Annotated in this window: 18 protein-coding genes; 5 read left to right on the top strand and 13 right to left on the bottom strand. The window is 74.1% G+C overall.

What is annotated here, in order from left to right:
- Nucleotides 1–29 precede the first annotated feature (29 nt).
- The 3 genes from ACFVGY_RS32880 to ACFVGY_RS32870 all read right to left on the bottom strand — a co-directional run bounded on the left by ACFVGY_RS32880 (nt 30) and on the right by ACFVGY_RS32870 (nt 4,594).
- Nucleotides 30–1,994, bottom strand: a complete 1,965-nt coding sequence (locus tag ACFVGY_RS32880; protein ID WP_385684593.1) for an AAA family ATPase — start codon at nt 1,992–1,994, stop codon at nt 30–32.
- Between the two features lie 243 nt (nt 1,995–2,237).
- Nucleotides 2,238–2,867 (bottom strand): NUDIX domain-containing protein, encoded by a 630-nt coding sequence (locus ACFVGY_RS32875; RefSeq protein WP_385684590.1) that lies wholly within the window; start codon nt 2,865–2,867, stop codon nt 2,238–2,240.
- 74 nt (nt 2,868–2,941) lie between these two features.
- Nucleotides 2,942–4,594: a CTP synthase gene (locus ACFVGY_RS32870; RefSeq protein WP_385684587.1), complete on the bottom strand. Its 1,653-nt coding sequence runs from the start codon at nt 4,592–4,594 to the stop codon at nt 2,942–2,944.
- A 483-nt stretch (nt 4,595–5,077) separates the two neighbouring features.
- Between ACFVGY_RS32870 and ACFVGY_RS32865 the strand changes: the two genes are divergently transcribed.
- The 3 genes from ACFVGY_RS32865 to ACFVGY_RS32855 all read left to right on the top strand — a co-directional run bounded on the left by ACFVGY_RS32865 (nt 5,078) and on the right by ACFVGY_RS32855 (nt 10,015).
- On the top strand, nt 5,078–6,877 hold the full coding sequence (locus tag ACFVGY_RS32865) for a glycoside hydrolase family 15 protein (protein WP_385684585.1): 1,800 nt from the start codon (nt 5,078–5,080) through the stop codon (nt 6,875–6,877).
- A gap of 98 nt (nt 6,878–6,975) precedes the next feature.
- Nucleotides 6,976–8,358 (top strand): FAD-binding oxidoreductase, encoded by a 1,383-nt coding sequence (locus ACFVGY_RS32860; protein ID WP_385684583.1) that lies wholly within the window; start codon nt 6,976–6,978, stop codon nt 8,356–8,358.
- A gap of 34 nt (nt 8,359–8,392) precedes the next feature.
- Nucleotides 8,393–10,015, top strand: coding sequence for a PucR family transcriptional regulator (locus ACFVGY_RS32855; RefSeq protein ID WP_385684580.1), 1,623 nt, complete (start codon nt 8,393–8,395; stop codon nt 10,013–10,015).
- A 101-nt stretch (nt 10,016–10,116) separates the two neighbouring features.
- On the opposite strand, the gene ACFVGY_RS32850 is transcribed toward ACFVGY_RS32855, so the two are convergent.
- From ACFVGY_RS32850 to ACFVGY_RS32830, 5 genes are all read right to left on the bottom strand, one after another.
- Complete coding sequence (locus ACFVGY_RS32850) at nt 10,117–11,376, bottom strand: glycosyltransferase family 4 protein (protein ID WP_385684577.1); 1,260 nt, start codon at nt 11,374–11,376, stop codon at nt 10,117–10,119.
- Nucleotides 11,377–11,722: 346 nt separating this feature from the next.
- Nucleotides 11,723–13,441 carry a DNA repair protein RecN gene (gene recN / locus ACFVGY_RS32845; protein ID WP_385684651.1) on the bottom strand — a complete coding sequence of 573 codons (1,719 nt, stop codon included), beginning with the start codon at nt 13,439–13,441 and terminating at the stop codon, nt 11,723–11,725.
- 130 nt (nt 13,442–13,571) lie between these two features.
- On the bottom strand, nt 13,572–14,465 hold the full coding sequence (locus ACFVGY_RS32840) for an NAD kinase (RefSeq protein ID WP_385684575.1): 894 nt from the start codon (nt 14,463–14,465) through the stop codon (nt 13,572–13,574).
- A gap of 98 nt (nt 14,466–14,563) precedes the next feature.
- Nucleotides 14,564–15,379 carry a TlyA family RNA methyltransferase gene (locus ACFVGY_RS32835; RefSeq protein ID WP_385684572.1) on the bottom strand — a complete coding sequence of 272 codons (816 nt, stop codon included), beginning with the start codon at nt 15,377–15,379 and terminating at the stop codon, nt 14,564–14,566.
- Nucleotides 15,380–15,386: 7 nt separating this feature from the next.
- Nucleotides 15,387–15,746 (bottom strand): hypothetical protein, encoded by a 360-nt coding sequence (locus ACFVGY_RS32830; RefSeq protein ID WP_385684569.1) that lies wholly within the window; start codon nt 15,744–15,746, stop codon nt 15,387–15,389.
- Nucleotides 15,747–15,811: 65 nt separating this feature from the next.
- On the opposite strand from ACFVGY_RS32830, the gene ACFVGY_RS32825 reads away from it, so the two are divergent.
- Entirely contained in the window at nt 15,812–16,159 is a 348-nt protein-coding gene (locus ACFVGY_RS32825) for an SCP2 sterol-binding domain-containing protein (RefSeq protein WP_385684566.1), read from the top strand.
- Between the two features lie 65 nt (nt 16,160–16,224).
- Here ACFVGY_RS32825 and ACFVGY_RS32820 read toward each other — a convergent pair whose 3' ends face one another.
- The 4 genes from ACFVGY_RS32820 to ACFVGY_RS32805 form a co-directional block, all read right to left on the bottom strand.
- On the bottom strand, nt 16,225–17,070 hold the full coding sequence (locus tag ACFVGY_RS32820; RefSeq protein WP_385684563.1) for an ABC transporter ATP-binding protein: 846 nt from the start codon (nt 17,068–17,070) through the stop codon (nt 16,225–16,227).
- Nucleotides 17,067–18,140 (bottom strand): FecCD family ABC transporter permease, encoded by a 1,074-nt coding sequence (locus ACFVGY_RS32815; RefSeq protein ID WP_385684560.1) that lies wholly within the window; start codon nt 18,138–18,140, stop codon nt 17,067–17,069. Before ACFVGY_RS32815 ends, ACFVGY_RS32820 begins: the two co-directional genes overlap by 4 nt.
- Nucleotides 18,137–19,186, bottom strand: coding sequence for a FecCD family ABC transporter permease (locus ACFVGY_RS32810; protein WP_385684557.1), 1,050 nt, complete (start codon nt 19,184–19,186; stop codon nt 18,137–18,139). The genes ACFVGY_RS32815 and ACFVGY_RS32810 overlap by 4 nt, the downstream gene beginning before the upstream one ends.
- Before the next feature lie 61 nt (nt 19,187–19,247).
- Nucleotides 19,248–20,279 (bottom strand): HAD hydrolase-like protein, encoded by a 1,032-nt coding sequence (locus ACFVGY_RS32805; protein ID WP_385684555.1) that lies wholly within the window; start codon nt 20,277–20,279, stop codon nt 19,248–19,250.
- 118 nt (nt 20,280–20,397) lie between these two features.
- On the opposite strand from ACFVGY_RS32805, the gene ACFVGY_RS32800 reads away from it, so the two are divergent.
- A complete protein-coding gene (locus ACFVGY_RS32800; RefSeq protein ID WP_385684552.1) occupies nt 20,398–21,669 on the top strand; it encodes a DUF1015 family protein in 1,272 nt (423 codons plus the stop codon).
- An 80-nt stretch (nt 21,670–21,749) separates the two neighbouring features.
- Here ACFVGY_RS32800 and ACFVGY_RS32795 read toward each other — a convergent pair whose 3' ends face one another.
- Nucleotides 21,750–22,664, bottom strand: a complete 915-nt coding sequence (locus ACFVGY_RS32795) for a tetratricopeptide repeat protein (protein WP_385684648.1) — start codon at nt 22,662–22,664, stop codon at nt 21,750–21,752.
- Nucleotides 22,665–23,249: the final 585 nt, after the last annotated feature.

Below are 23,249 nucleotides of genomic sequence, written 5' to 3'. Positions count from 1 at the left end.
GCGCTGTCTAGCCTTGCAAACCAATAATCTCAGTCGTTACCACTGCGGATTTCGCAGGCCGCAGGGTCGTCTCCCAGCAACTTGTCGGCCGCCGAACGGTGCAGGCGCGCAGCCGCCGGATCGCCCAGCCGGTCGAGGGTGTCGGCGAGGCGCACCTGCAACGCCGCCTGAAGGCGCAGGTCCCCGGCACGACGCGCAAGATCGACTGCTTCGCGGCAGGTGTGGAGCGATTCCTCGGGCCGTCCGGCGTACTCCTGGATTCGCGCCATCTCGCTCAACGCCTTCGCCTGCCCCGGCACGTCCGCGAGTCTCCGGTAACCCGCGGCGGCGGCGCGCCAGCTGCGCAGCGCGTCCCCGTACCGGCCCGCGTGGGTGTGGGCGTTGCCGAGCCGCCCGTACAGCCGGGCTTCGTCCGCGCGTTCGCCCCGCGCCAGGGCCTGGGCCAGCGCCCGGCCGAACCAGTCGGCGGCCCGGTGCCAGTCGGTGAGCTCCTGGTAGGCGCCCCCTACGGATTCCATCGCCCGGCCGGTCGCGTACGGGTCGTTCGCCGCCCGCCCCGCGTCCAGCGCGGCCCGGTAGCGGTCGAGCGCCTCCCGGGTCCGGCCGGTCTCGGCGTCCAGGTCGGCCAGGTTCAGCAGGGCCGCGGCCTGCTCGCGGTGCAGGCTGCGGCGTTCGGCCACGTCGAGGACCAGCCGGTGCAGCCCGTACAGCTCGGGTGCGGCCGCCGCGGTGCCGCGGTGCTCGGCGAGGGCCCGGACGAGTCCGGCGACGAGCCGGCGGGCCAGGGTGTCCAGCCCGCCGTCGGCCACGGCCAGCTGGGCGGCCGCGGACAGGGCGGGCAGCCGGCTGTCGAGCCAGGTGGCGGCGGACCGCCGGTCGGGGAAGCGGAGCGCGCGCGGCATCCCTTCCAGCAGCTCCCGTACGTCCTCTCCCTCCGCGGCGGCCATGACCTCGCAGGAGTGCAGCAGGCGTACGGTGCGCTCCAGCATCCGGGCCCGGGCCAGCTGGACCTCGGCGGGCCGCTCCCGGGTCTCCAGCAGCGGGCGGATCAGCGGGACGAGGCAGCCGGGCAGCAGGAACAGGCCGTCGGAGCCGTGCCGGACGAGGCCCAGCCCGGCGAACTCCTCCAGGATGGCCTGGGCGGCGGCCACGGAGCAGCCGGCGAGGGCGGATGCGGCGTGCGAGTCGACGATGCCGGCGGGCGCGAGCGGCAGCAGCCGCAGGGTCCGCTGGGCGGGCTGCGGCAGGGACTCGTAGACGAGCCGGAATCCGCGGCCGAGCGGGCCCTCCCCGTCGGACGGCATGTCGTGCAGCTGCTTGGCGGTGTCGGAGACGGAGGCCTTGGGGTGCGCGGCGAGCCATCCGCCGACGAGGGCGAGCACGGCCGGCTGTCTGTCGCACACCTCGGCGAGCTTCTCGGCGGCGCGCGGGTCGACGGCGATCCGGGTGGTCCCCGCGCGCTGGGCGAGCATCTCGACGGCGGAGGCGTTGTCGAGGCCGCCCAGGGTGCAGGGGCGGACGTCCGGGATGCCGGTGAGGGGTCCTTCGGCGGTGAGGACGACCAGGCAGTCCGGATTGTCGGGCAGCAGGGCGTCGACCTGGTAGGGGTCGGAGGCGTCGTCGACGAGGAGGACGGCCTTCCGCCCGGTCAGCGCGGTGCGCAGGGCGGAGCTGAGCTCGTCCTCGGCGGCGCCGGGCGGGGTGGGCTCCCCGAGCCCCTCCAGGAGGGTGCGCAGGGCGCGTTCGGTGGCGATGGGCCGGCCGCCCGGCGAGGTCAGCCGGACCCGGAGCCGGCCGTCGGGGTAGTCGGCGGCGATCTCGCGGACGAAGGCCTCGGCGAGGGAGGTGCGGCCGGAGCCGGGGCGCCCGGCGATCAGCAGCAGGCGCGCCCGGGGGGCCTTGGCCTTGCGGCCGGAGAGGGTGTCGAGCCCCGTGCGCGCGATGTCCTCGCGCAGCTCCTTCAGCTCACGCCGCCGCCCGACGAAATCCGCCACGGATCCGCTCCTCTCCCTGCCTTCGGGGTGCGAGCGTAGTTCACTCTGAGCGACGACCCGTGGGGAGCGCGGCGGGCATATCGCCCGATCGGATCAGCCGATGGTCACACCGCCCTCCGTCCGGCCCGTTCGACCCGCCCGGGTCGCCGAGCCGCCGCGGGTCGGACCGCGTGCGCGCGGGTCAGACCCGGTACGGGCGGGTCAGACCCGGTACGGCCGGATAAGACCGCGAAACGGGCGGGGTCAGACCTCGTACGGGCGGGCCGGCCAGGGGGCCTGCGGGCCGCGCAGCGCGTCCGGGCCGCCCTCCGACGCCAGGGCGGCCTGGAGCGCCAGCACGCCGTTCACCAGGCCCGGGTTGCCGAGTTCGCCCGCGAGGACACCCCGGACCAGGTCGGCGAGCGGGACGCGGGACAGCTCCATGTCCGCCTCCTCCTCCGACACCTGGAAGCGCTCGCCCTCGGCCTCGGCGAGGTCGCGGGCGAGGAAGACCCGCACCGCCTCGTCCGACCCGCCGGGCGAGGAGAAGAAGTCCACCAGCACCCGCCAGTCCCCCGCCGTGACGTGCGCCTCCTCGTACAGCTCGCGCTGTGCCGCGTGCAGCGGGTTCTCGCCGGGCACGTCGAGCAGGCCCGCGGGCAGCTCCCACAGCTTCCACCGCACCGGGTGCCGGTACTGCTTGACCACCACGACCCGGCCCTCCTCGTCGAGGGCGAGGACGCACACCGAGCCCGGGTGCGCCTGGTAGTCGCGGGTGGCCACGGAGCCGTCGGGCATCCGGACCTCGTCCGTCACCACCGCCGTCTTGCGGCCCTCGAACGGCCTGCGGCTCGACAGCGTCTCCCACGACTCGGCCGTGTCCTTGATGTTCATTCCCCGAAACCCTCCACACACGCGACGGCCGGGGTGCGGATGCCCGTACCCCGGCCGTCTACGTTATGCGGTCGTCACTCGCCCGACTGGCGGCGCTCCACCGCGGCCTTCACCAGGCCGGCGAAGAGCGGGTGCGGACGGGTCGGGCGCGAGCGCAGCTCCGGGTGGGCCTGGGTGGCCACCAGGTAGGGGTGCACCTCGCGCGGGTACTCGACGTACTCGACGAGCTTGTTGTCCGGGGAGGTGCCGGAGAAGACGACGCCCGCCTTCTTCTCCAGCTCGCCGCGGTAGGCGTTGTTGACCTCGTAGCGGTGGCGGTGGCGCTCGTCCACGTACGCCTGGTCGCCGTAGACCTCGCGGACGATGGAGCCCTCGGCCAGCTTGGCCGGGTACATGCCCAGGCGCATGGTGCCGCCGAGGTCGCCGGCGCCCTCGACGAAGGCGAGCTGCTCCTCCATGGTCGAGATGACCGGGTGCGGGGTGGAGGAGTCGAACTCGGTGGAGTTGGCCTCGGGGATGCCTGCCAGGTTGCGGGCCGCCTCGATGACCACGCACTGCAGGCCCAGGCACAGGCCGAGCAGCGGGACCTTGTTCTCGCGGGCGTAGGTGATGGCGCCGACCTTGCCGTCCACGCCCCGGTCGCCGAAGCCGCCGGGGACGCAGATCGCGTCGACGTCGGACAGCTGGGCGGCGGCGCCGGCCGGCGTCTTGCAGTCGTCGGAGGTGACCCACTTGATCTGGACGCGGGCGCGGTTGGCGAAACCGCCGGCGCGCAGCGCCTCGGTCACCGACAGGTAGGCGTCGGGCAGGTCGATGTACTTGCCGACGAGCGCGACCTTGACCTCGTGGTCGGGGTTGTGGACGCGGTCGAGGAGGTCCTCCCAGACCGTCCAGTCCACGTCGCGGAACGGCAGGTCGAGCTTGCGCACGACGTACGCGTCGAGGCCCTCGGTGTGCAGGACCTTCGGGATGTCGTAGATCGACTTGGCGTCGATGGCCGCGACGACGGCCGCCTCGTCCACGTCGCACATCAGCGAGATCTTGCGCTTGATGGAGGTGGGGACGTCGCGGTCGGCGCGCAGCACGATCGCGTCGGGCTGGATGCCGATGTTGCGCAGGGCGGCGACCGAGTGCTGGGTCGGCTTGGTCTTCAGCTCGCCGGAGGGGCCGATGTAGGGCAGCAGCGAGATGTGCACGACGAAGACGTTGTCGCGGCCGACCTCGTGGCGGACCTGGCGGACGGTCTCCAGGAACGGCAGGGACTCGATGTCGCCGACGGTGCCGCCGACCTCGGTGATGACGACGTCGACGTCGTCGGTCGCCATGCGGCGGATGCGGTGCTTGATCTCGTTGGTGATGTGCGGGATGACCTGCACGGTGTCACCGAGGTACTCGCCGCGCCGCTCCTTGGCGATGACGGTGGAGTAGACCTGGCCGGTGGTGACGTTGGCCGAGCCGTCGAGGTCGACGTCGAGGAAGCGCTCGTAGTGGCCGATGTCCAGGTCGGTCTCGGCGCCGTCGTTGGTGACGAACACCTCGCCGTGCTGGAACGGGTTCATCGTGCCCGGGTCGACGTTCAGGTACGGGTCGAGCTTCTGCATCGTGACCCGAAGGCCGCGCGCCTTCAGCAGCGCACCCAGGCTGGAGGCCGTCAGGCCCTTGCCGAGGGAGGAAGCGACACCCCCGGTGACGAAGATGTGCTTGGTCGTCGTGGATTTGGGCGGCATCGCCAAGAGGGGGCTCCCGTGGTCGCGAAGTGAAGTGCGTCCGGCGCCGGCCACCGTCGAACCGGAAGGTCTCTGGGGGCGCCGAAGCTGCGGTTTCGGGGTGCCTGATGCACACAGACAGACCACCGATCCACGGGGTACCAGCCTATCAGCGCCCGGGACCCTCCGCCTCCGGGCACGCGCCGCGCCGGGCGGGCCCGAGCGCCCGCTACCGCATGGCGTACCGCCGATCGGGCGACATCCTGCCTGGTCACCCGTTTGGACGAGCGGCACTGTCCCCGAGCTCTAAGAGATCACTAGGGTGCCGGCATATCCTGCTCGGATATCGCTGCACATCGCCGCCGAGCAGTCCGGCAGACGGCGTAACCCGGCCGCATCCGGAATCATGAGCTCAGTGCGGGGATCCACACACGGGAGACCGCGCAACCGCGCAATGCAAGCGCCCTTCGGGGCGGACGTGGCCGTTTCGACTGGAGAAGCAACGTGTCCGGGCGCATCGAGGATTACGCACTGATCGGAGACACGCAGACCGCCGCACTGGTCTGCCGGGACGGGTCGGTGGACTGGCTGTGCCTGCCACGGTTCGACTCCCACGCCGTCTTCGCGAGCCTTCTCGGCACGGAGGACCACGGGTTCTGGCGGATCGGGCCGGCGGGCTCCGGGGCTCCGTACGCCGACCGCCGCCGTTACCAGGGCGACTCGCTGGTCCTGGAGTCGGAGTGGGACACCCCGGACGGCAGCGTCCGCGTGATCGACTTCATGCCGCCGCGCGAGGACCACGCCCCGCAGCTGATCCGCATCGTCGAGGGCGTCAGCGGGCGGGTGCAGATGCGCTCGGCGCTGCGGATGCGGTTCAGCTACGGGCGGGTCGTGCCCTGGGTGCACAAGGTGGACGACGTGCGGACCGTCGCCGTCGCCGGCCCCGACTCGGTCTGGCTGGACTCCGACGCGCCGACCTACGGCGAGGACCTGACGACCTACTCCGACTTCACCGTCGGCCCGGGCGACCGGGTCGCCTTCTGCATCAGCTGGCAGGCCTCGCACCGCGGCGCGCCGGAGGTCCCCGACGCCGCGGCGGCGCTCACGGCCACCACCGCGTTCTGGCGGGAATGGGTCGACCACTGCACGTACCACGGCCCCTACCGGGAGGCCGTGATCCGCTCGCTGATCACCCTCAAGGCGCTGACGTACGGGCCCACCGGCGGCATCGTCGCCGCGCCCACCACCTCCCTGCCCGAGGAGATCGGCGGCGTCCGGAACTGGGACTACCGCTACACCTGGCTGCGGGACGCGGCGATCACCCTCTCCTCGCTGCTGCGCACCGGCTACCGCGAGGAGGCCCAGGCCTGGCGCGAGTGGCTGCTGCGCGCAGTGGCCGGGGACCCGGAGAACCTGCAGATCATGTACGGGATCGCGGGCGAGCGGGAGCTCGGCGAGACCGAGCTGGACTGGCTGCCGGGCTACGAGGACTCCCGCCCGGTCCGGGTCGGCAACGGAGCCGCCCACCAGCTCCAGCTGGACGTGTACGGCGAGGTCACCGAGGCCCTGCACCTCGGCCACATGACGGGCCTGGCCCGCAACGACTACGCCCAGGGGCTCCAGCTGAAGCTGATCCGCTACCTGGAGACGCACTGGAACCAGCCGGACGAGGGCATCTGGGAGGTGCGCGGCCCGCGCCGGCACTTCGTGCACTCGAAGGTGATGGCCTGGGTGGCCGTGGACCGGACGATCAAGCTGATCGAGAGCGGGGACGCGGACGGCCCGCTGGAGCGGTGGCGCGAACTGCGCGACGAGATCCACCAGGACGTGTGCGAGAAGGGCTACGACAAGGAACGCAACACCTTCACGCAGTCCTACGGCTCGAAGGAGCTGGACGCCTCCCTGCTGCTCATCCCGCAGATGGGCTTCCTCCCGCCGGACGACAAGCGGGTCATCGGCACCATCGAGGCGATCCAGCGCGAGCTGTCCACGCCCGACGGGTTCATCCTGCGCTACCCCACCGCCGGCGAGGAGGCCGGCGTGGACGGCCTGGAGGGCGACGAGGGGGCCTTCCTGGCCTGCTCGTTCTGGATGGCCGACGACCTGGCGATGATCGGCCGGGTCGACGAGGCCCGCCACCTCTTCGAGAAGCTGCTGGGCCTGCGCAACGACCTGGGGCTGCTCGCGGAGGAGTGGGACCCGCGGCTGCAGCGGCAGGTCGGCAATTTCCCGCAGGCCTTCAGCCACGTTCCCCTGATCGACACGGCCCTGCGTCTGACGGCCAGCGGCGCGTACGGCGGCTGACCCGCGGGGCGCCCCGGACCCCGCCTCGGGGAGGTGGGATCCGGGGCGCCCGCCTACGCTGGAATGGTCCTTTGCCCTCCCGGCGGAAAGGGGCGGCCATGGCTCCCCTGTCGAAGGCGGGTACGGCGCTCGCCGCGCTCCGCGAGGATCTGGCCGGCGACGTCTTCGCACCCGGCGACGCGGGCTACGACGACGCCCGGCGCGTCTTCAACGCGATGATCGACCGCAGGCCGGCGGTCATCGCCCAGTGCGAGAGCGTCGCGGACGTCGTCACGACCGTCCGCTTCGCCCGCGACCTCGACCTGCACGTCGGGGTGCGCGGCGGCGGCCACAGCGTCGCCGGGATGGCCCTCAACGACGGCGGGGTGGTCGTGGACCTGCGCCGGATGCACAAGGTGACCGTGCACCCGGCGGCCCGGGCGGTCCGCGCCGAGGGCGGCGCCACCATGAGCCACCTGGACCGGGCCTGCCAGCCGCACGGCCTCGCCACGACGGGCGGCCGGGCCTCCACCACCGGCCTCGGCGGCTACGTACTGGGCGGCGGCAGCGGCTGGTTGGACCGGAAGTTCGGGCTGGCCATGGACAACCTGCTGGGTGTGGAGCTGGTGACCGCGGACGGCATGGTCGTCGAGGCGACGGCCGCGGAGAACCCGGAGCTGTTCTGGGCGCTGCACGGCGGCGGCGGGAACTTCGGCGTCGCCACCTCCCTCACCCTGCGGCTGCACGAGCTGCCGGCGTTCTCCTTCGCCCTGCTGCTGGCGCTGCCCGAACACGGGCCGGCCCTGGCCCGCGCCTTCCGCGAGGTCATCGAGAGCGGCCCCGACGACGTGGGCGGGGGCATCCTCTACCTGACCGGCTCGCCGGACGAGTTCATGCCACCGCACCTGGTCGGCACGCTCCTGGCCGCCGCGGTCGTCACGTACGCGGGCCCGGAGGAAGGGGTACGCAAGCTCGCGGCGCCGCTGCTGGCGGTCCCGCACGAGGTGGAGATCGTCACGGCGACCCCGTACGCGGACTTCCAGTGCATGCTCGACGACCCGCCCGACCTGCGCAACTACTGGTCCGCCGAGTACCTGACCGGCATCCCCGACGAGATGCTCGACGTGTTCTGCGCCCGCGCGTACGCCATGCCCGTGCCGTCCGGCTGCCAACACGTGCTGTTCCCGCAGGGCGGCGCGATCGCCGCCGGCCCGCCCCAGTGGCCGGTGCCGTACCGGGACGCACCGTGGGTGGTGCACCCGTTCGGGATCTGGGAGGACCCGGCGGACGACGAGCGCGCCCTCACGTGGGTCAGGGACGTACGGGCCGACGCGCAGCCGTGGAGCACGGGCGCGGTGTACCTGAACTTCACCGGCGACGAGGGCCCGGAGCGGGTCGTGGCGGGCCTCGGCGCGGAGAACCTGCGCCGGCTGGGCGAGGTGAAGCGGCAGTACGACCCGGACAACGTCTTCCGCTTCAACCACAACATCAAACCGCTGTAGCGGCGGAACGAACCGGACGGTACCGTCCCGCGGTATGGACGACCAGGGCGGGATCACCGTTCAGCGGGCACTGGAACTGCCCGGGCTGCGCAGCGGACTGCCGGAGGTGGTTGCCTGCGCCGACCGCCTGGGCCGGACCGTCCGCTGGGTCCACGCGGGCGAGGTGCCGAACATCGCGTCCCTCCTCAAGGGCGGGGAGTTGCTGCTCACCACCGGCCTCGGGCTGGGCACCCGCCCCGCCGAACAGCGCGCCTTCGTACGGCGCCTGGCCGACCGGGGCATCGCCGCGCTGGTGGTCGAACTCGGCCCGCGCTTCACCCGGCTCCCGGCGACCCTCGTGGACACGGCCCGGGCCGCCGGACTGCCCCTGGTCCAACTGCACCGCGAGGTCCCCTTCGTGGCCGTGACGGAGGAGGTCCACACCGAGATCGTCAACGGCCACTACGCGCTGCTCCAACGCGCCGAGGAAGTCCACCGCCGGTGCACGGAGGCGCTGCTCAGCGGCGGCGGCATCCCCCAGGTGCTGCACATCCTGGCCGACTTCACCGCGAACCCGGTCTTCCTGGAGACCCCCGACGGCCAACTCCTCTACGGGGCCGGCCCGGTGGCCGGGGAGGCGGCCGCGGATCCGCTCCAGGTGTGGGAAGGGCTGCGCGGCCAGCGCGAGGCCGGGCCGTCCGGCCACGCCGTCGTCGTCGACGTGCCCGGCGGCGGCCACGGCACCGGCTCGGTGCGGGCCAGGCTCGTGCTCCTCGGGGTGTCGGCGCCGCTGATGCCCGTGCACCGCATGGCCGCCGAGCGGACCGCCGGAGTGCTCGCCGTCGTCCTCATGCAGGCCCGGCAGGAGGAAGAACTCGCCGCCCGCGGCCGCGGCGACTTCCTCACCGACCTGGCCGAAGGGCGGATCTCCGCGGAGGACGCCCCCGCCCAGGCCCGGATCCTGGGCTTCCGCCCCGGGGCCGGACCCCTGCTGCCCGTCGTGATGCGGCTGTCGACGGACCTGGGCCCGGCGGGGAACTGGGCGGTCCTCGCCCGGGCCGTCCTCGAGGAGCTGTCCGCGGTCGGCGTGCCGGTGCTGCTCGGGGTCCGACCCGTCGAAGGGCGCGTGCCGCTGCTGGTGTCACTGCGGGCCGAGTCCGAGCGGACCGCCGTCGCGGACCGGGTCGCGGCCGCCCTGCGGGCCGGGGTGGAACGGGCCGGCCTCGACCGGGCCACGGCCCCGCCGGCCGTGGTGGTCGGGGTCGCGGGCGGCTGGGCGGCCGTCTCCGCCGGGCTGCGGCATGCGGCGGAGACCGCCACCGCCGCCCACGGGCTGCCCGCCCGGCCCTGGTACGACGCCCGGCGCCTCGACATCGACCTGCTGCTGTGGCGGCTGCGGGAGCATCCCGACCTGGCGGCCTTCGTGGACCGGGCGATCGGAGCCCTGCGGGCCCACGACACCACGTCGCGGCCGCCGCTGCTGCCCACGCTGGAGACGTATCTGGCGCATGCCGGCAGGAAGGCGGAGACGGCGCGGGAGCTGCACCTGAACCGCCAGACGCTGTACAACCGCCTGGCGCGGATCTCGGAGCTCCTGGGCACGGACCTCGACGACCCGGAGACGGTCCTCTCCCTCAGCCTGGCGCTCCGCGCCCGCCGCCACGCCACGCCTTCCTGACGCGCCCCTCGCACCGGTCGGCGCCGGCGCCGAACTCCGTCCGGCGGAGCCCGGCCGGTGGTTCCACCACCGCCGTCCCGGACGCCGACCCGTTGCAAGGCTCAGCCCCCGCCCCTGCCCCCGCGGGGTCCGGGGCGGAGCCCCGGTTTCGGGAAGGGGGGGGGCGGGGGAACCGCTACGCGCACCGGCAGCGGGCAGCATGTGGCGGCAGCGGCAGCGGCCGCGTGGGGCGGCGGGCAGTGGCGGCGGCGGGCCACCAGCTCGTCGTAGACGGAGAGGACCTGGGCCACCGTGTCGTCCTCCGACGGCCACGTCGCCGCCTGGGCCCGGCCCGCGGCCGCCAGCTCCGAGCAGCGGTCCGGATCCGCCAGGAGTCGGACCACCGCCGTCGCCAGGGCGGCCGCATCCCCGTAGGGGACCAGCACCCCGGCGTCCCCGACCAACTCCGGCACACCCCCGACCGCACAGGCGACCAACGGCACGCCGAGCCTGAGCGCCTCCTGCGCGAGCAGCGACCGCGACTCCCACCGGCTGGGCAGCACCGCCACATCGGCGGCGGCGAGCAGCTGCACGGCGTCCCGGCGCCGCCCCAGCAGCCGTACCGGGAGCCCCTCGGCCTCGATCCGCCGGGACAGTTCGGCTCGCTGCGGGCCCTCCCCCGCGATCACCACGAGCGGTAGCGGTTCCAGGGCCCGCCAGGAGCGCGCCGCGTCCAGCAGCACGGAGTACCCGCGGTGCGGGACGAGGCTTCCGATCGCGATGACCAGCGGCCGCCCGACGGCACCGAGCTCGGCCCGCACCTTGCCCGGATCCGCGACGGGGGCGGGGGCGCCGCCGGGGGCGGTCGGGGCGGCGGGCCGGGCCAGCCGGGCGTCCCGGGCTCCGCGGGCCCGCGCCAGGTCCACCTGGTCGGAGGAGGCGCCCAGGACCACGGCCGCGGCGCGCGCCACCTGGCGTTCCACCAGCCGGCCCAGCCGCCCGAGCGGGCCCTCGGCGGCCGGTCCGCGGCCCTGCCAGGTCACCACCAGCGGCACCCGGCGCCCGCGCAGCGCCAGCAGGGCCCGTACCGCCGCCGGCACGCCGTGCGCGTGCACGACGTCCGCTCCGGCGCAGGCGGCCCGGAGCGCGCTCACCGCGTCGGGCGCGAACTGTGCCCCGGCGCCGGTGAAGTCGTACTCTCCTTCCGCCTCCACGGGGGCGCACACGGTGACCCGTACCCCGCGCGCGGCGAGCCCGGTCGCGAGGGACCGCACGTGCGCGCTGCTGTCCGCGCCGGTACCGCCGAGCACCTGGACGGTGCGCAGGGGCGGCCGGCCGTACGGCTGTGCGGGGGCCGGAAACGGGACGGGGGAGCTGCTCACGGGCCGAAGCTCCTGGATGAGGGGGCAGAGACGCCGCCCAGGATGCCAGTCCGCACGCGCGTTCCGGGACCATACGGGTGCGGATCCCGCACGAGATACCGTCACACGCCCCCGAGCCTCACCCACACGGCGTAGCGCCTCGTCATCCCGGCGCCACCTTCGCGCCACCCCACGCCTCCCCACTCGCCACCCCTCGCCGCATACGCCGCGGCCCCCCGCCGACGCGCCTCCACGCGGGGCGCGCACGGACGCGTACGGACGCGTACGAACATGTACGGACGCACGGTCCGGCGCACGTGCCGAGGGCCCGGGGCGCCGTACGCCCCGGGCCCTCGCGCTCGCTCCGCTACGCGTCGGCGCGTGCCGCCGCCAGCAGTTCCTCGGCGTGCGCCCGCGCGGACACCGAGTCCTCGTGGCCCGCCAGCATGCGCGACAGCTCGCGGACGCGGTCCTCGCCCTCCAGGACGGTGACGCCGCTGCGGGTCACCGAGCCGTCGTTGGTCTTCTCGACCAGCAGCTGCCGGTCCGCGAAGGCGGCCACCTGCGGCAGGTGGGTGACGACGACGACCTGTGCCGACTTGGCGAGCTTCGCCAGGCGTCGGCCGATCTCGACGGCCGCCTTGCCGCCGACGCCCGCGTCGACCTCGTCGAAGAGGTACGTCGGCACGGGGTCGGAGCCCGCGAAGACGACCTCGACGGCCAGCATCACGCGCGAGAGTTCACCGCCGGAGGCGCCCTTGGCGATCGGCCGCGGCTGCGCGCCCGGGTGCGGCGCGAGCAGCAGCTCGACCTCGTCGGCGCCCGAGGGGCCGTACGCGACGCGCCGGCCGCCGACCTCGACGCCGTCCTCGTCCGCCGCCTGCCGGACGTCGATGGTCACCCGGGCGTGCGGCATCGCCAGCGAGGCCAGCTCCTCCGTCACGGCGGAGGCGAACCGCGTGGCCGCCTCCGTCCGGGCGTCCGTCAGGGCCTGCGCCAGCTGCGACAGTTCGGCGGCGAGCCCGTCCCGCTCGGCGGTGAGCTCGGTGATCCGCTCGTCGTCGCCGTCGAGCTCCAGCAGCCGCGCCGAGCCCTCCTCGGCCCACCGGAGCACGGCGTCGATCGAGTCGCCGTACTTGCGCGTGAGCTGGGTCAGGGCCGCACGCCGCTCCTCCACCGCGGCGAGCCGCAGCGGATCGGCGTCGAGGTCGTCGGCGTAGCCGGCCAGCTCGCCGGCCACGTCGGCCAGCAGGATCTGCAGCTCCCCGATCCGCTCGGCGAGCGAGCCGAGCACCGGGTCGTGGGACCGTACGGCCTCCAGGGCCCGGTGCGCGCCCGCGACGAGGGTGTTCGCGTCGACGCCCTCCGGGTCCTCGACGTCGCCGGCGAGCGCCGCGTGCGCGATCTGCGCCGCCGAGGCCAGCGCTTCGGCGTGGCCGAGCCGCTCGGCCTCCGCCGCCAGCTCCGCGTCCTCACCGGCCAGCGGCTCGACGGCTGCGATCTCCTCCAGCCCGAAGCGGAGCAGATCGGCCTCCTGGGCCCGTTCCCGGGCCCGGGTGGTGATCTCGTCGAGCTCGGTGGCGACGGCGCGCAGCCGCCGGTACGCGGACGCGTACTTCTCCAGCGGGACCGCGACGGCGTCGCCCGCGTACCGGTCGAGGGCCTGCCGCTGCCGGGCGGGCCGCAGCAGGCCCTGCTGGTCGGTCTGCCCGTGGACGGCGATCAGGTCGTCGGCGAGTTCGCCGAGCAGGCCGACGGGCACGGACCGGCCGCCGACGTGGGCGCGGGAGCGTCCCTCGGCGGACACGGTCCGGCTGATCAGCAGGGTGCCGTCGTCCAGCTCGGCTCCGGCCTCCTCGGCCCGTACGGCCGCGGGCGCGCCGGGGCGCATGACGATCCGGCCCTCCACGACCGCCGCCTTGGCGCCGATCCGTACGAGGGCCGGGTCCGCGCGCCCGCCGAGCAGCAGCCCGAGGCTGGTGACGACCATCGTCTTGCCCGCGCCGGTCTCGCCGGTGACCGCGGTGAAACCGGGCGACAGCTCGACCACCGCGTCGTCGATGACCCCGAGCGACCGTATCCGCATCTCCTCAAGCACGGGACGACCATACCGAGGTTTGGCGGGTGGCATGTGACGTCACCCATCGGGAATTCTCCGAACGGATGTGCTATTAACGACACCCGGCGGGGCTTCGCCCGCCGGGTCCGCTCCGGAGCTAGTGGGGCGCGCCGCGCCAACCCGACACGGGCAGCGCGAACTTGGCGACGAGCCGGTCCGTGAACGACGCGTGGTGCAGCCGGGCGAGTCGCACCGGCACCGCGCCGCGCCGGACCTCGACCCGGGCCCCGGCCGGCAGCTCCAGGGTGCGCCGGCCGTCGCACCACAGCACCCCGTGCGGGACGCCGGCCTGCACCTCCACGGCCAGCACCGAGTCCGGCGAGGTCACCAGCGGCTTGGCGAACAGCGCGTGGGCACTGATCGGCACCATCAGCAGCGCCTCCACCTCCGGCCAGACCACCGGTCCGCCCGCCGAGAAGGCGTACGCCGTCGACCCGGTCGGGGTGGCGCAGACGATCCCGTCGCAGCCGAAGCCGGACACCGGGCGCCCGTCGATCTCCAGGACCACCTCCAGCATCCGCTCGGGGGCCACCTTCTGGACCGCGGCCTCGTTCAACGCCCAGTCGCGGTGGACGACGTCGCCGTTGGTCCGCACGAGCACGTCGAGCGTCATGCGGTCCTCGACCTCGTACGCCCGCGTCACCACCCGGTCGACGACCTTGTCCAGGTCGTCCCGTTCGGCCTCGGCGAGGAAGCCCACGTGCCCCAGGTTGACGCCCAGCATCGGCACCCCCGAGCCGCGCGCGAACTCCGCGCCGCGCAGCAGGGTCCCGTCGCCGCCCAGCACGATCAGCAGCTCACACCCTTCGAGCGCCTCCGGCGTGCCCTCCGCCACGAGTTCGACCTCGGGCGGCAGCGGCAGGTCCCGCGCCTCGTGCTCCAGGACGCGCACGCCCAGGCCGCTCCTCAGCAGCCCCTGCACGACCAGCTCGGCGCTGCGGACGGCCGCGGGCCGTCCGGTGTGCGCGACCAGGAACACGGTCCGGCCCACCGGGCGACGCCCTCCCCCTTCCGCGGCCGCCACCCCCTGCGAACCCGCACGACCCGTTGATGTTGAAGCTGTTGAACCGTTCGATCCCGCTGAATCTGTCACTGCGGCCCCTCCGCCACTGCACGGTCGACATCCTCCGGGTCGAGTGCCGGTGCCCCCGCCCGCAGCCACAGAAAGTACTCGACGTTCCCGGACGGGCCCGGCAGCGGACTCGCGGTCACGCCGAGCACCCCCAGCCCCAGCGCCGCCGCCTGCGCGGCGACCCCGCGCACCGCCTCCGCCCGCAGCTCGGGGCTGCGCACCACGCCACCGCTGCCGAGCCGCTCCTTGCCGACCTCGAACTGCGGCTTGACCATCAGCACCAGGTCCGCGTCCGGCGCGCAGCAGGCGACGAGCGCCGGCAGCACCAGGCCGATCGAGATGAAGGACAGGTCGCCGACGACAAGGTCGACGGGGATCCCGTCGATCTGCTCCACGGTGAGCTCGCGGACGTTCGTACGGTCCTTCACGGTGACCCGGTCGTCGCTCTGCAGCGACCAGGCGAGCTGCCCGTAGCCGACGTCGACGGCCATGACGTGGGCCACGCCGGCCCGCAGCAGCACGTCCGTGAACCCGCCGGTGGAGGCGCCGGCGTCCAGGGCCCGGCGGCCCTCGACGGCGAGTCCCCGCGGCTGGAAAGCGGCGAGGGCGCCGGCCAGCTTGTGGCCGCCCCGGGAGACGTAGTCGGGGTCGCCGTCGTCCTTGAGGACGACGAGGGCCGCGCTGGTCTCGACCTGGGTGGCCGGCTTCGTCGCGGTGGTCCCGCCGACGGTGACCCGGCCCGCGGCGATCAGCTGCGCGGCGTGCTCCCGCGAGCGGGCCATGCTGCGGCGTACCAGTTCGGCGTCCAGGCGGCGGCGTGCCACTCCTGCCACGTTCGGTTCAGCTCCTGTTTTCGTACGGTCCGGGGACGGGCGGTGCGTCCAGCGCCGTCAGCGCGTCACGCAGGCCCCTGTGCACATCCTCGTACACGGCGGCGTGTCCGTCCGCCGTGAGGTGGTCGGCGTCGGCCAGCCGCTCCAGGTGCGCGTCCACCACGGGGTGCCCGGTGGGTGTGCGGGCGATGCCCAGCGGCGCGGGCCCCGCGCGCCCGTCGGCAGCGGCCTGCGCGGCCCGGTCCGCCTCGCCGGGCCCGTCGCCGGAGGCGCCGTCGAGTACGTCAGGTCCGTCACAGGCCCCGGCATCCGCGGAGGGCTCCGGCGGCTCGGGGGTCCCGGCTGCGTCGGGCGCTTCGTCGCTCATGCCCCGACGCTACCCCGAAGCGTGCGAGCGGCCACCCGCGGCTCTGCGGTACGGTCGAGATCACGATGGCTACGATCGAGGACTGCCGAACGGCACTGGACCGACTCTCCGACAACCTGGCGCGGGCCGACGGCGACGTGCGCGGCGCGGCCGCCCTCGACCGCTCCCTGAGCTGCCACATCACCGACCTCGACCGGACCTTCACGGGCCGTCTCGACGGCGGGCGGATCAGGGTCGAGGCGGTCGCCCCCGGCCCGCCGGCCGCGAAGGCGCAGATCCGGCTCGCCATGACCGGCGACGACCTGGTCGCGATGGTCGCCGGCGAGCTGGCGTTCGCCAAGGCCTGGGCCTCCGGCCGGGTCCGGCTGGAGGCGGGCGTACGCGACCTGTTCCGGCTCCGCAACCTGCTCTGAGCGGTCCCGGGGAAGCCGCTCGGCGGCGACGACGGCGCCCACGCGGCCGGCCGGGCCGGCCGCCCTCAGGCGGTGGCGGCCTCGGCCCGGGCCGTGCGTGCGGAGGTGCGCGCCGCCGGGATCACCAGCGGCGTCCCCGTCTCCGGGTCGTCGATGATCCGGCAGCGCAGCCCGAAGACCTTCTCCACCAGCTCGGCGGTGACCACCTCGGCGGGCGGGCCCTCCGCGACGACCTTCCCGCCCCGCATGGCGATCAGGTGCGTGGCGTAGCGGGCGGCGTGGTTGAGGTCGTGCAGGACGGCGACGAGGGTCCGCCCCTGGTTCTCGTGGAGCTCGGCGCACAGGTCCAGCACGTCGATCTGGTGCTGGATGTCCAGGTAGGTGGTCGGCTCGTCCAGCAGCAGCAGCGGCGTCTGCTGCGCGAGTGCCATGGCGATCCACACGCGCTGGCGCTGCCCGCCCGACAGCTCGTCCACGCTCCGGTCGGCGAGCTCGGCGACCCCGGTCGAGGCCATCGACTCCAGGACGATCCGCTCGTCCTCCTTCGACCACTGCCGCAGCAGCCCCTGGTGGGGGTAGCGACCGCGCGCGACGAGGTCGGCGACGGTGATCCCGTCCGGGGCCACGGAGGACTGCGGGAGCAGGCCCAGGGTCTTCGCGACCTTCTTCGCCGGCATGGAGCCGATGGCCTGCCCGTCGAGCAGCACCTGCCCGGCGGCGGGCTTCAGCATCCGGGAGAGGGCGCGCAGGAGCGTGGACTTGCCGCACGCGTTGGGTCCGACGATCACCGTGAAGGAGTTGTCGGGGATCTCCACGGACAGGTTCTCGGCGATGACCCGCTGCTCGTAGCCGAGGGTCACGTTCTGCGCGGTCAGCCGCTGCTGCACCTGCGTACTCCTTGAGTTGGTCATATACGTCCCGCCTTGCGCTCGGTGACGAGCAGCCAGAGCAGATAGACACCGCCGACGAGCCCGGTCAGGACGCCCACGGGCAGCTGGTCGGCGCCGAACGCCCGCTGCGAGGCCCAGTCGGACAGCATCAGCAGGACGGAGCCCATGAGCGCGCCGGTGAGCAGGTTCGACCCGGGCGAGCGGGTCAGGCGGCGGGCCAGCTGGGGCGCGGCGAGCGCGACGAAGCTGATCGGCCCGGCCGCGGCGGCGGCCGCCGTGGTGAGGAGGACCGCCGCCAGCATGAGCAGCATCCGCATGCGTTCGACCCGTACCCCGAGGGCGTGCGCGGCGTCGTCGCCCATCTCGGTCATCCGCAGGGCCCGGCCCTGCCCGAGGACCAGCGGGAACAGCACCGCACAGGTCACCAGCAGCGGCCACACCTGGCTCCAGTCCCGGCCGGCGAGCGAGCCGGTGAGCCAGACCATCGCCCGGGTGGCCTCGACGAGCTGGGCCTTGGTCAGCAGGTACTGGATGGCGGCGACGAGCATGGCGGAGGTGCCGATGCCGACGAGGACCAGCCGGTAGCCGTTGATGCCGCGCTTGTACGACACGAGGTAGATGAAGACGCCCGTGAGGACGCCGCCGGCCAGCGCCCCGCCCGCCACCGCGTTCGCGTCGCCCTTGAACACCACGATCACGACGAGGGCGCCGACGGCCGAGCCGTAGTGGAAGCCGAGCAGGTCCGGGGAGCCGAGCGGGTTGCGGGACAGGGACTGGAAGATCGCCCCGGCCATGCCGAGCGCGGCGCCGACGAGCAGGGCGACGAGGACCCGCGGCAGCCGCAGGTCGTTGACGATGAAGTCGTGCGCGGGCGAGCCGTTGCCCAGCAGGGTCTGTACGACGTCGCCCGGCGCGATCTCGAAGTCGCCGGTGCCGATCAGCAGGACGGCCAGCGCCGCCACGGCGGCGGTGAGCAGCAGCCCGGCGGCCAGCGCCCGCGGTTCCACGCGCAGCGACAGCCCGGCGGGGCCGCGCAGGGTCCGGGTCGGGGAGCCGAACCGGGTTCGGCCCGGTCGGAGTTCGACGGTCACAGCTGGGCCATCCTCTTGCGCCGGACGAGGTAGATGAAGACGGGTCCCCCGATGAGGGCGGTGACGATGCCGACCTGGAGCTCGGCGGGCCGGGTGACGACCCGGCCGATGACGTCCGCGCCCAGCAGGAGGACGGGCGACAGCACCGCCGAGTAGGCGAGCAGCCACCGCATGTCGGGCCCGGTGATGATCCGGGCCAGGTGCGGGATCATCAGCCCGATGAAGACGATCGGCCCGCAGGCGGCGGTCGCGGCCCCGCACAGCAGGGTGACGGCGACCATGGCCGCGATCCGGGTCCGCGTCAGGTGCGCGCCGAGGGCCCGCGCCGTGTCGTCGCCCAGGGCCATCGCGTTGAGCGGCCGGCCCAGTGCCAGCGCGAGGACCGCGCCGACGACGAGGAACGGGGCCACGTGCCGGACGGTGTCCATGTTGGCCGAGGCCAGCGAGCCGACCGTCCAGAAGCGGAGCTTGTCGAGCGCCTTGCTGTCCATCAGCTGCACGGCGTTGATGTAGCCGACGAGGGCCGCGCTGGCCGCCGTACCCGCGAGGGCGAGGCGCACCGGCGTCGCACTGCGGCTGCCGCCGAGCACGTACACGACGACGGAGACGACGGCGGCGCCCAGCAGGGCCCACCACACGAACGCGGTGAGGCTGGAGGCCCCGAGGAAGCTGATGGCCGACACGACGGCGGCCGCGGCCCCCGCGTTGACGCCGAGGATGCCGGGCTCGGCCAGCGGGTTGCGGGTCAGCGCCTGCATCACCGCGCCGGACAGCCCGAGTCCGACCCCGACCATCAGCCCGAGGAGGGTGCGCGGGATCCGCAGATCGCGCACCACCACGTCGGAGGGTGTCCCCGCGTAGTGGAACAGGCCGTGCCAGACCTCTTCGAGGGGCATCTGCTTGGCGCCGACCGCGATGCTCGCCACCGCGACGAGGGCCAGCACCGCGAAGGCGCCGATCAGGCCGGCGGCGCGCGCCGCGTGCCGTGGGCGCGGGGCAGCGACCGGCGTCGCCGCGCTCTGTTCAGGGGGACTCTCGACCAACACGGAGGTTAGGTTAGCCTACCCTCCGCATTTTCTTGATCCCTGCTCTCCCTGATTCTGGCGCCTACAACCCCGTCCTGGCCAGGGCCTTCCCCGCATCCAGCGTGCAGGAGCCGTCCCCCGCCCACGTCCACGCGGCCGCGCACAGCGCTCGCAGCCCGTCGACCGGGTCGCCCTCGCCGCGCAGTTCGAGTACGCCGTCCCCGGCGACCGCGTTCCAGCCCCCGCAGCGGAAGCCGTCCGCGCCGGCCGTGACCCCGGGCTGCCCGGTGAGCAGGCCGCGCAGGTCCAGGTCCACGTACGTCGGCCGGTGCCGGGGCTCGGCCCGCAGCAGCTGCGCCCCGTCCGCGATGCCGGTCAGCACCAGCAGCGAGTCCACCTCGCCGTTGAACGCCCCCTCGATGTCGGTGTCGAGCCGGTCCCCGACCACCAGCGGCCGCCTGGCCCCGGTCCGCAGCACCGTCTCCCGGTGCATCGGGGGCAGCGGCTTCCCCGCCACCTGCGGCGCGGCGCCCGTGGCGATCCGGACGACCTCCACCGCCGCCCCGTTGCCCGGGCCGATGCCCCGCCCCGTCGGGATCGTCAGGTCGGTGTTGGACGCGTACCACGGCACCCCGCGGTTGACCGCGTACGCGGCCTCCGCCAGCCGCCCCCACGGCAGTTCGGGACCCCCGTACCCCTGGACGACCGCGGCGAGCCCCTCCTCGTCGGCTGAGTCCACCGGCACCAGCCCGCGCTCGCGCAGCGCGACCCGCAGCCCCTCCCCGCCGATCACCAGCACCTTCGCACCGGGCGCCACCTGCTCCGAGATCAGCCGGGCCACGGCCTGCGCCGAGGTGATCACTTCGCCGGCCTCGGTCGGGATCCCCAGCTCGTCCAGGTGCGCGGCGACGGCGTCGGGCGTCCGCAGCGCGTTGTTGGTGACGTACGCCAGGTGCATGCCGCCGGCCCGGGCCGCCGCCAGTGAGTCCACCGCGTGCCCGATGGCCTCGCCGCCCGCGTACACGACACCGTCGAGATCCAGCAGAGCCGTGTCGTACACCTGGTGCAGGGCGAGTTCGCTGCCTGCCGGACTGGTCCTGCTCTGCCGGGTCATCCTGTCCACTCCCTGTCGGCCTGATCCGCGTGATCTTCGATCGTTCTCGGCCACACGCCCACCGAGGTCTTCCTCACTCGATCATCCCGCATCGCGAGACGCGCCTTACCATGCACCAATGACCACTTCCGCCACCACGCACGACGGGCTGCGCCTGATCCCCTTCCACGGACTGCGCTACGTCCCGGAACGCGTCGGCAGCCTGGCGGCCGTCACCTCGCCGCCGTACGACGTGGTGGTGCGCCCCGACGGCGTCGACTACCTGCAGTCCGCCGACCCGCACAACATCGTCCGCCTCATCCTCCCGCAGGCGGACACGCCGGACGCCCGCAACGAGCAGGCCGCGCAGACCCTGCACGACTGGCTGGCCAAGGGCGTCCTGAGCGCGGATCCGGAGCCGGCCCTGTACGTCTACGAGCAGCGGGTGGGCCGCCTGCTCCAGCGCGGCATCATCGGGGCCCTGGCCCTGTCCCCGGCCGACGCCGGCATCGTCCTCCCGCACGAGGACGTCATGCCGCACGTGGTCACGGACCGGGCCGGGCTGATGCGGGCCACGTCCGCGAACCTGGAGCCGCTGCTGCTCACGTACCGGGGCGGCGACGTCTCGACCGGCGCGGCCGAGGTCGTCGAACGGACGGCGCGGGACGCCCCGCTGCTGGCCACGACCACGGAGGACGGCGTCGAGCACCGGCTGTGGGCCGTCACCGGCCCCGCGGACCAGGACGCCATCACCGCGGACCTCCGCCACCGCCAGGCTCTGATCGCCGACGGCCACCACCGCTGGGCGACGTACCTGCGCCTCCAGCAGGAGCACGCGTCCCCGACGCCGTGGGACTTCGGCCTCGTGCTGCTCGTGGACACGGTCCGCTACCCGCTCCAGGTGCGTGCCATCCACCGCATGCTGCACCGCCTTCCGCTCGCGGAGGCCCTGGCCGCCGTCGAGGGGAGCTTCCGCGTCCGCCAGGTCGAGGGCCCGCTGCCGCTGGCCCTGGAGGCCCTGGGGGACGCCGCCGAACGGGGCAATGCCTTCCTCCTCACGGGCGACGGAACCTTCCACCTGGTCAGCGACCCGGATCCGGAGCTCCTGGACCGGACCGTGCGCCGCGACCGCCCCGCGGCCTGGCGCCGGCTGGACGCGACCGTGCTGCACGCGACGCTCCTCGACACCCTGTGGCAGATCCCGGACACGCCGGACCAGATCACGTACATCCACGACGCGGCGGCCACCGTCGCCATGGCCGAGCGGCACGGCGGCACCGCGGTCCTGCTGTACCCCGTGCGCGAGGAGGTCGTACGGGACCTGGCCCGCCAGGGCGTGACGATGCCCCGCAAGTCGACCTCGTTCGGCCCGAAGCCGGCGACGGGCCTGGTCCTGCGCAGCCTGGACTGACGCGGCACGCGGGCTGACGCCGGAAACGGCGGAGGGCGGCACCCCCGAGGGGGTGCCGCCCTCCATCACTCGGTCAGCGCTCAGGCCTTGTCGCCGTCCCGGCCCTCGTCCTCCACGACCACGACCTCGTCGGCGATGTCGACGTCAGCGTCGGCTTCGACGTCGGCTTCGACCTCCGCGTCGGCATCGGCATCGGCATCGGCGTCCGCCTCGGACTGCGCGATCGGCTCGTACTCGTCGTCGTCCTCGTCGTAGTACTCGGTCTGGTCGGAGGCACGCTCGGCGCGGGCCACCTCGGCGGGGTCCTGGCCGTCGAGCTCGTCCTCGTCCCCCTCCTCGTCGCTGTCCAGCGCGTCGACGAACTCGACGCCGTCCAGCTCGGCGAGGCGGTCGGAGGCGTCCGTCGTGCCGTCCCGGTCCGCCTCGATGGCCTTGGCGAACCACTCGCGGGCCTCGTCCTCACGGCCGGCCGCGAGGAGGGCGTCGGCGTAGGCGTACCGCAGGCGCGCGGTCCACGGCTGCACGGCGTTGGAGGCCAGCTCCGGGCTCTGCAGGGTGACGATGGCGGCGTCGAGCTGCCCCATGTCACGCCGCGCGCCGGCGGCGACCAGGCGCATCTCGACCTGGCCGGCCCTGTCGAGCTTCTGCACCTCGGGCTCGCCTGCCATGGCCAGGGCCCGCTCCGGGCGGCCGAGGCCGCGCTCGCAGTCGGCCATGATGGGCCACAGCTCGACGGAGCCGGTCATGCGCTTGGCGGCGCGGAACTCCGCGAGCGCCTCGCTGTACTTCTGCACGGCGTACGCGGAGAAGCCGGCGGCCTCGCGGACGGCGGCGACACGGGAGGCGAGCCGCAGGGCGATGCGCGAGTACGCGTATGCCCGCTCCGGCTCCTCGTCGATCAGCCGGGCGACCATGACCAGGTTCCGGGAGACCTCCTCGGCCAGCCCCTTGGGCAGGCTCAGGAGTTCCTGGCGGACGTCGGCGTCGATCTCCATGCCGGTGACGTCCTCGTCGATCGGCAGGCGCTTGACCGGCTCGCGGTCCCGGTCCCGGTCGCGGTCCGGCCGGCCGCCGTCGCGGTCGCGGTCGCCACGGTAGCCGCCACGGTCGTCGCGGCCGCGGAACCCGCCGCGGTCGCGGTCGTCGCGACGCCCGTAGGAGGGACGGTCGCCACGGTCGTCACGACGGTAGCCGCCACGGTCACCGCGGTCACCACGGTCACCGCGGTCGTCACGACGCGGGTACGAGGGGCGCTCACCGCGGTCGTCACGACGCGGGTACGAGGGACGGTCCTCACGACGCCCGTACGAGGGACGGTCCTCGCGACGCTCGTCGCGCCGGAACCCACCGCGCTCGTCATCCCGACGCGGGTACGACGGACGCTCACCGCGGTCGTCACGACGCGGGTACGAGGGGCGCTCGCCCCGGTCGTCACGACGCGGGTACGAGGGGCGCTCGCCCCGGTCGTCACGACGCGGGTAGGACGGACGGTCCTCACGACGCCCGTACGAGGGACGGTCCTCGCGACGCTCGTCGCGCCGGAACCCACCGCGCTCGTCATCCCGACGCGGGTACGACGG

Source organism: Streptomyces sp. NPDC127106 (assembly GCF_042677605.1).
Taxonomy (GTDB): domain Bacteria; phylum Actinomycetota; class Actinomycetes; order Streptomycetales; family Streptomycetaceae; genus Streptomyces.
The sequence above is the reverse complement of the archived record's forward strand: the minus strand, read 5'-3'. Positions and strand labels throughout refer to the sequence as shown.

Coding starts and splice junctions, on each gene's coding strand:
- ACFVGY_RS32805 (WP_385684555.1), bottom strand. CDS start 20,279: ATGACCCGGCAGAGCAGGACCAGTCCGGCAGGCAGCGAACTCGCCCTG.
- ACFVGY_RS32820 (WP_385684563.1), bottom strand. CDS start 17,070: ATGACCAACTCAAGGAGTACGCAGGTGCAGCAGCGGCTGACCGCGCAG.
- ACFVGY_RS32795 (WP_385684648.1), bottom strand. CDS start 22,664: ATGGAGATCGACGCCGACGTCCGCCAGGAACTCCTGAGCCTGCCCAAG.
- recN (WP_385684651.1), bottom strand. CDS start 13,441: ATGCGGATACGGTCGCTCGGGGTCATCGACGACGCGGTGGTCGAGCTG.
- ACFVGY_RS32825 (WP_385684566.1), top strand. CDS start 15,812: ATGGCTACGATCGAGGACTGCCGAACGGCACTGGACCGACTCTCCGAC.
- ACFVGY_RS32870 (WP_385684587.1), bottom strand. CDS start 4,594: ATGCCGCCCAAATCCACGACGACCAAGCACATCTTCGTCACCGGGGGT.
- ACFVGY_RS32860 (WP_385684583.1), top strand. CDS start 6,976: ATGGCTCCCCTGTCGAAGGCGGGTACGGCGCTCGCCGCGCTCCGCGAG.
- ACFVGY_RS32830 (WP_385684569.1), bottom strand. CDS start 15,746: ATGAGCGACGAAGCGCCCGACGCAGCCGGGACCCCCGAGCCGCCGGAG.
- ACFVGY_RS32855 (WP_385684580.1), top strand. CDS start 8,393: ATGGACGACCAGGGCGGGATCACCGTTCAGCGGGCACTGGAACTGCCC.
- ACFVGY_RS32800 (WP_385684552.1), top strand. CDS start 20,398: ATGACCACTTCCGCCACCACGCACGACGGGCTGCGCCTGATCCCCTTC.
- ACFVGY_RS32875 (WP_385684590.1), bottom strand. CDS start 2,867: ATGAACATCAAGGACACGGCCGAGTCGTGGGAGACGCTGTCGAGCCGC.